The organism is Vibrio thalassae (genome assembly GCF_900089835.1).
GTDB lineage: Bacteria > Pseudomonadota > Gammaproteobacteria > Enterobacterales > Vibrionaceae > Vibrio > Vibrio thalassae.
The window spans coordinates 485,011-491,638 of record NZ_OANU01000002.1 but is presented as its reverse complement, the minus strand read 5'-3'; the positions used below and the strand labels follow the sequence as shown (position 1 = coordinate 491,638).

Sequence of the window (6,628 nt, the reverse complement as noted above, 5' to 3'; positions counted from 1 at the left end):
AAAAGGTTCATTATTGAAACGATTAATGACCAATTAAAGAATATATCTCAAATAGAGCACTCAAGGCATCGCAGCTTACATGGTTTTATGTTGAATTTACTTGGCGGACTAATCGCTTACTGTCTGAAACCAGAAAAGCCATCACTCAACATCACAAACACTGAAAAGACAGGATTGATGGCGATGGCTTAAACCGATCTCAGGTTAACTAAGTTGTCAACCACCGTTGAATTAGCTTGTGTCAGTTGAGAAGCGCTATTTAAGAGATCGTTTGCCGATTCTGAATTGATGCTCGATAAGTCAAACTCTGCGTATCAGTGAAATGACAGAGTAGTGGTAGCCAGCGCTAGAATTGATATTGAGCGTTTAATCATGCTTTGTCCTAATCATTATCGATAGATAAAGCATAGCGCAAAAAAAAGCAGCGCTTAATAGCACTGCTTTTGGATTCAATTAAAATGCGACATTAGGCTAGAATGTCTAGAAGCTCTACTTCAAATACAAGAGCTGCAAATGGAGGGATAGCTGCACCAGCGCCACGCTCACCGTATGCTAGGTCTTGAGGGATGTACAGTTTCCACTTAGAACCTACAGGCATAAGTTGAAGTGCTTCAACCCAACCTTTGATTACGCCAGTCACAGGGAACTCTGCAGGCTGACCGCGAGATACTGAGCTGTCGAATACAGTGCCGTCTGTTAGTTCACCGTGATAGTGAACACGGACTGTGTTTTCTGCCGTTGGTACTGCGCCAGTACCTTCAGCGATTACTTCGTATTGAAGGCCAGACTCAAGAACCGTGACTTCTGAGCGTAGAGCGTTGTCTTTTAGGAACGCTTCGCCGTCTGCTGCCGCTGCTTTAGCTGCTTCTTGACGAGCAGATTCAGCGCGCGTGTGAAGCTCTTGAAGAGCTGCATTAATTGCGTCGATTTCGATTTCTGGCATATCACCAGTTAGCGCAGTTGCAATACCTTTAGCGATTGCGTCTACGTTTAGGCCTTCAAGGCCGCTACCTGCAAGTTGTTGGCCCATTTGCAGACCAATACCATAGCTTGCTTTCTGTTCTACAGTTTCTAATTTCACGTCAGACATGACGGTCTCTCTTGCTATTCGAATGAAGATGAAAGGATACCAGTTCTAGTTTGAAACCGAAACGCTCTAACCAACTTTTACTAATTAATTCGTTTTCGTTGTTAAAGTTGTGACATTAGACTGCTATAAAAGGTAATTCCTGCGATTTTCCTATACTCTAAACGCAGGTTTTTTTACACTGAAGCGGTTGTTTATTAGGAGACGGAATGTAATGAATCGTCGTCAAAGAAAGAAGCAAAAAGTTGACCACGTTCAAGTGCTAAAGGATAGATGGCAGGCTATCGATTTCTCGAGCTTAAAGAAGATAAACAAGCCAGATGTTTCACAATGGGCGTCTAAAGTTAAAACGTTCTGGACACGACTTCCACGTCTTCATCGACGTCTTTTAAGCGTTCTCGCTCCTCTGTTGGTGGTATTACTAGTTATTCCGACCAAAAAGAATGAACCAGCGCAGGCAAACCAAGCTCATCAACGCGTCGCCGTAAGCGTCAATACCGAATCTTTGAGTGAACAGCCTTCAAGTGTGCAACCAGAGCAGTTGGTCGAAACCAATTGGCGAGAGTATACCGTCAAAAAAGGCGATACACTGGCACAAGTCTTTCGTAAAAACCAATTGTCCATGGCCGACCTGAATTCGTTGGCAAGAATCGAGGGAAGCGACAAACCGTTAAGTCGTATTAAGCAAGGTCAGTTAATCCGCTTTAAATTCAGCCCTGAGGGCAATCTCGACATTCTACAAATTGAGCGTGGTGACCAGTCCATTATGTTCTTTAGGTTATCTGATGGTGGTTTCGGTCGCAGTAAATAACGGCTACGTAATTTTACTCGATAGAATAAAGGGGCTAGCTAGCCCCTTTACTTATTTCAACAGCCTCATATCAATATGGGCGATATCGTCTTCAAGATACTCGTCGGAACACGCTTCAAAGCCATGACGTGAGTAATAGTCTTGTAGATGAGATTGTGCACCGATCTTTATGCTTTCGTTAGGCCAAAGTCGCTGGCATTCTTGTTTGGCTTGGGCTATCAGATTATGGCCTAGACCGTTTCCTCTATGGGATGCTTTGGTTGCGACTCTGCCAATACTGACGTATTCATAGGTCGTACCTTTCGGTAATAGTCTTGCGCATGCGACAAGAGTTTCCCCCTCATAACCCATTAAATGATGAACACCGTCTACATGATCATGATTATCCAATTCTGGGTAAGGACAGGTTTGCTCCACAACAAAAACGTCGACTCGAAGCTTCAATAGCTCATACAGCTCAAGTGTGGTTAGCTGGGTAAAGGTTTTAGTGTTCCAATTAATCATAGTTCTTACTTGTCACGGTTTTTTCTTAGACTATACAGCCAGAACAAAAAAAGCCACGCATTATGCGTGGCTTAATTTCGTTTAGCGCAATTATTTTTGTAGGTCGATTTGGTATACCGCGAAACCTACATCGTCAGTAGCGACTTTCTTCATTGGATATTGGCCTTTGTCTTCGATGAACTGTGCAGCTTTATCAGAAGGAGATGTTTCAAAACGAACATCTAATGCAACATCCGCTTTGATAGGAGCAAAACGCCAGTTGTTGTCTGCACTTGGTGTCACTTCACCTTTTTCTTGGCTAACTTTAGAGATGTAGTTGGCCACGATAGTACGGTTTTCATCTGGTGAATCAAACGCAATGAAGTCACTGCCTGTACCCGGGAACTTGTTGCTATATGCTCGATAGTTATTAGTTGCAATGATAAAGGTTTGCTTCATATCGATTGGCTTACCGTTGTACGTAAGGTTTACGATTCGCTCACTGTTACCATCAAGTAGTTTGCAGTTACCATCATAACGAGCAGGCTTACTGACATCGATCTGGTAGTTTACGCCATCCATAACATCAAAGTTATAAGTGCGGAAACCATCCCAATCAAGAAGAGATTGAGGCTGGCTTGATGTCACATCAATTTGTTTGAATTGACCTGCAGAACATTCAAGCCATTCTTTCACTTCTTTACCGGTCACTTTCAGGGCAACTAGTGTGTTTGGATAGAGATAAAGGTCAGCTGCGTTACGGAATGTCAGCTGACCAGACTCCACTTCGGTGAAGTTGGCTGGGTCATTTTTACGACCACCGGCTTTGAATGGTGCTGCTGCAGAGAGTACCGGCAAGCCATCGAGGTCTGGATCACCTTGAATCATGGTCTCGACGTAGTCTTTCTGCGCTAAATTGACGATTTGAACCGTAGGATCATCCTGAACCAGAGCTAGGAAGCTGTGCATCACGTCATTCGCTTGACCAATAGGTTGGTTGACGAAATCGCGAGTAGCATCATGGTCTTCTTTGACTGCGCTAACGATGCCTTTATCTGCATCAACCAGTGGCTTCTTATTCGCGGCGTCGAAAATAGGGCGCGCTTCTGTTTGAGCCTCTGCTACTTTCCAACTATCACCATCTTGCTCTAACACAAGATCCATCACACCGACGTGGCTACCCCAACGGCCAGGCATAACCGCCGCAACACCGTTAATGGTCCCTTTTTGGTTATCAACACCTTGAATATTGTCAAAACCTTTGCCTGGGAACACGGCATGAGAATGACCAAATGCAATTGCATCAATACCGTCTACTTCAGATAAGTAATAGGTTGAGTTTTCAGCACCTGCTTTGTAAGGGTCACTGGATACGCCAGAGTGAGGAATCGCAACAATAATGTCGGCACCTTCCTTTTTCATTTGAGGAACCAGCTTTTCAGCGGTTTCTTTAATGTCTTTGGCGAAAACTTTACCTTCTAAGTTCTTTTTATCCCACACCATGATCTGTGGTGGTACAAAGCCGATGTAGCCAATTTTGACTTCATGAGCATTGCCGTCAGTATCTTTGAACGTATGTGTTTTGATTAAATAAGGCTTGAAATAGTGCTCGCCGGTTTTCTGATCAAACACGTTAGCGCTTACATAAGGGAAGTTTGCCCCTTCCAATGTGGTCGCTAAGAACTCAAGCCCGTAGTTAAACTCGTGGTTACCGATGTTACCCACATCGTAATCCAATTGATTCATCGCTTTATAAACAGGGTGTGTTTCACCCGGTTTGATGCCCTTAGACGCCATATAGTCGCCCATAGGACTGCCTTGAATCAGGTCGCCGTTATCGACAAGAACACTGTTCGTTACTTCATTACGCGCTTCTTTGACGAGTGTGGCAGCTCGAGCTAAGCCGATCTTCTGTGTTGGCTTATCTTTGTAATAGTCATAGTCCATGACATTAGTATGAATGTCGGTTGTTTCAATAATTCTGAGCTTAATCTCATCAGCCATTGCCGGGCCAGCCATAGCCAGCATGCCACCAAGCACTGCTATTGAAAAAGGTTTCACTGCCACTTTCATCTTCATATCCTTTTCAGGGGGAATTGATTTTAAACCTGCTAAGTCTAGCAATTTGTTGTGTAAGAAAGTTTACGTGTACATAAAAACTGTGATCTTAAATGCACATTCAGGCGCATTATGATACACATCTCGCAACTTTTTGTTAAAGCCTCACTTCAATATTGAAATGAGGAAGGAGAGTCGGCCAAGACACGACATAGTGGAGAAAAATAAAGTTCTTAGTGGGTTTTGGAATAAAAAATGAAATTTTAGAATTTCAGGTAATATAGAGGAATGGTCATAATGCCATCATTCGATTAGCGAAGGATTGTTATTATGGATTCGTCCCAACCATTACCAAAGGGCAAGGTAGCCACACCAACTTTGGTGAGCAGCTACCGTAAGCCCAAGTTGCCAAGTTCAATATTGCGAGCAGGTGAAGTTGCGCTGATTGGAGCCGGTCCTGGCGATCCTGAATTATTGACCCTGAAGGCATTTAACTTCCTTCAACAAGCGGATGTCGTGCTTTACGACTATTTGGTTTCTGATGAAATCATGGCGTTGGTTCCGGAAAGTACCATCTTAGTTTGTGTAGGTAAGCGCGCCGGTCATCATAGTGTTCCCCAAGAGAAGACCAACCAACTGTTGGTAGAGTTTGCGAAATGTGGGCATAAAGTCGCACGCATTAAAGGCGGCGATCCTTTCGTATTTGGCCGTGGTGGTGAAGAGCTTCAAATGCTTGCAGCAGCAGGTATTCAATTCCAAGTCATTCCAGGTATTACTGCAGCAGCAGGCGCAACAGCTTACGCGGGCATTCCACTTACTCATCGTGATTACGCACAATCTGCACTGTTTGTCACCGGACATTTAAAGCCTGATGCTGATGATATGGATTGGTCAACGCTCTCCAGAGGTAATCAAACACTTGTCATCTATATGGGGCTGATGAAGTCCGACTACATACAGCAACAACTACTGGCGCACGGTCGCAGTAAAACGGTTCCAGTTGCGATTATCGAACGTGGGACTCAGCGGTCACAGAGAGTATTACGTGGCACCTTATCGAACTTACTGGAATTAGCACAACACGCTGAATCTCCAGCACTTATTGTTGTGGGAGAGGTCGTGTCTCTTGCTGATGAACTTTCGTGGTTTGGCCAAGACCATGATGAGATGAAGCCACAACAGCAGGTCGCAAGCCAGCGTGCCTGATTATAGCTATTACTGAATCAGTCTTGTGTTAGTCACTGGGTGGCTGACATAGAAAAAGGAAGCACAACACATGGATCAAGAAAGACTCACACACCTAAAACAGTTGGAAGCCGAAAGCATCCATATCATCCGAGAAGTGGCGGCCGAATTTGATAACCCGGTGATGATGTACTCCATCGGTAAAGATTCCTCTGTCATGTTGCACCTAGCGCGCAAAGCGTTTTATCCCGGAAAAATCCCATTTCCATTGCTGCACGTAGATACCGACTGGAAATTCAAAGAGATGATCGAATTTCGCGATCGCACTGCAGAGAAATATGGATTTGAGCTTTTGGTTCACAAGAACCCAGAAGGGCTGGCGATGGGGTGCAGTCCATTTGTACACGGTTCTTCAAAGCACACCGATATCATGAAGACACAGGGACTTAAGCAAGCACTAAACAAATACGGTTTTGATGCGGCGTTTGGTGGTGCAAGACGCGATGAGGAGAAGTCGAGAGCTAAGGAGCGAGTCTACTCTTTCCGTGACAAGAACCATACTTGGGACCCTAAAAACCAACGTCCAGAGCTGTGGAAAACCTACAACGGTCAAATCAATAAAGGTGAGAGCATTCGTGTATTCCCGCTCTCTAACTGGACTGAGCTTGATATTTGGCAATACATCTACTTAGAGAATATCGAAATCGTTCCACTCTATCTTGCCGCCCCTCGTCCCGTTGTCGAGCGTGATGGCATGCTGATCATGGTTGATGACGAGCGCATGGAGATTGGTCCTGATGAAACGGTGGAAGATAAGAGCGTACGCTTTAGAACATTAGGTTGCTACCCATTAACGGGGGCCGTTGAATCGGAGGCGAACACACTGACAGGCATTATAGAAGAAATGTTAGTGGCCACATCTAGTGAGCGACAAGGACGAGCGATCGACCACGATCAGTCAGGATCGATGGAGCTTAAGAAACGTCAAGGCTACTTTTAACGAT

Annotated in this window: 7 protein-coding genes; 4 read left to right on the top strand and 3 right to left on the bottom strand. The window is 44.6% G+C overall.

Annotated elements, in window-relative coordinates:
• The coding region (locus VTH8203_RS02275; protein WP_279627160.1) for a transposase at nucleotides 1-192 on the top strand (192 nt) is incomplete at its 5' end.
• 274 nt (nucleotides 193-466) lie between these two features.
• Here the strand turns inward: VTH8203_RS02275 and bamJ are convergent.
• Entirely contained in the window at nucleotides 467-1,090 is a 624-nt protein-coding gene (bamJ, locus tag VTH8203_RS02270) for a BamJ family beta-barrel-assembly machinery protein (RefSeq protein ID WP_096992172.1), read from the bottom strand.
• A 211-nt stretch (nucleotides 1,091-1,301) separates the two neighbouring features.
• Here bamJ and VTH8203_RS02265 point away from each other — a divergent pair, with 211 nt between their 5' ends.
• Nucleotides 1,302-1,898 (top strand): LysM-like peptidoglycan-binding domain-containing protein, encoded by a 597-nt coding sequence (locus tag VTH8203_RS02265; protein ID WP_096992171.1) that lies wholly within the window; start codon nucleotides 1,302-1,304, stop codon nucleotides 1,896-1,898.
• A 51-nt stretch (nucleotides 1,899-1,949) separates the two neighbouring features.
• On the opposite strand, the gene VTH8203_RS02260 is transcribed toward VTH8203_RS02265, so the two are convergent.
• Entirely contained in the window at nucleotides 1,950-2,402 is a 453-nt protein-coding gene (locus VTH8203_RS02260) for a GNAT family N-acetyltransferase (RefSeq protein ID WP_096992170.1), read from the bottom strand.
• Nucleotides 2,403-2,492: 90 nt separating this feature from the next.
• On the bottom strand, nucleotides 2,493-4,454 hold the full coding sequence (gene cpdB, locus VTH8203_RS02255; protein ID WP_096992169.1) for a 2',3'-cyclic-nucleotide 2'-phosphodiesterase: 1,962 nt from the start codon (nucleotides 4,452-4,454) through the stop codon (nucleotides 2,493-2,495).
• A gap of 315 nt (nucleotides 4,455-4,769) precedes the next feature.
• Here cpdB and cobA point away from each other — a divergent pair, with 315 nt between their 5' ends.
• Both cobA and cysD read left to right on the top strand, forming a co-directional pair.
• Nucleotides 4,770-5,645, top strand: coding sequence for a uroporphyrinogen-III C-methyltransferase (cobA, locus tag VTH8203_RS02250; RefSeq protein WP_096992168.1), 876 nt, complete (start codon nucleotides 4,770-4,772; stop codon nucleotides 5,643-5,645).
• Nucleotides 5,646-5,715: 70 nt separating this feature from the next.
• A complete protein-coding gene (gene cysD, locus VTH8203_RS02245) occupies nucleotides 5,716-6,624 on the top strand; it encodes a sulfate adenylyltransferase subunit CysD (protein ID WP_096992167.1) in 909 nt (302 codons plus the stop codon).
• Nucleotides 6,625-6,628 lie beyond the last annotated feature (4 nt).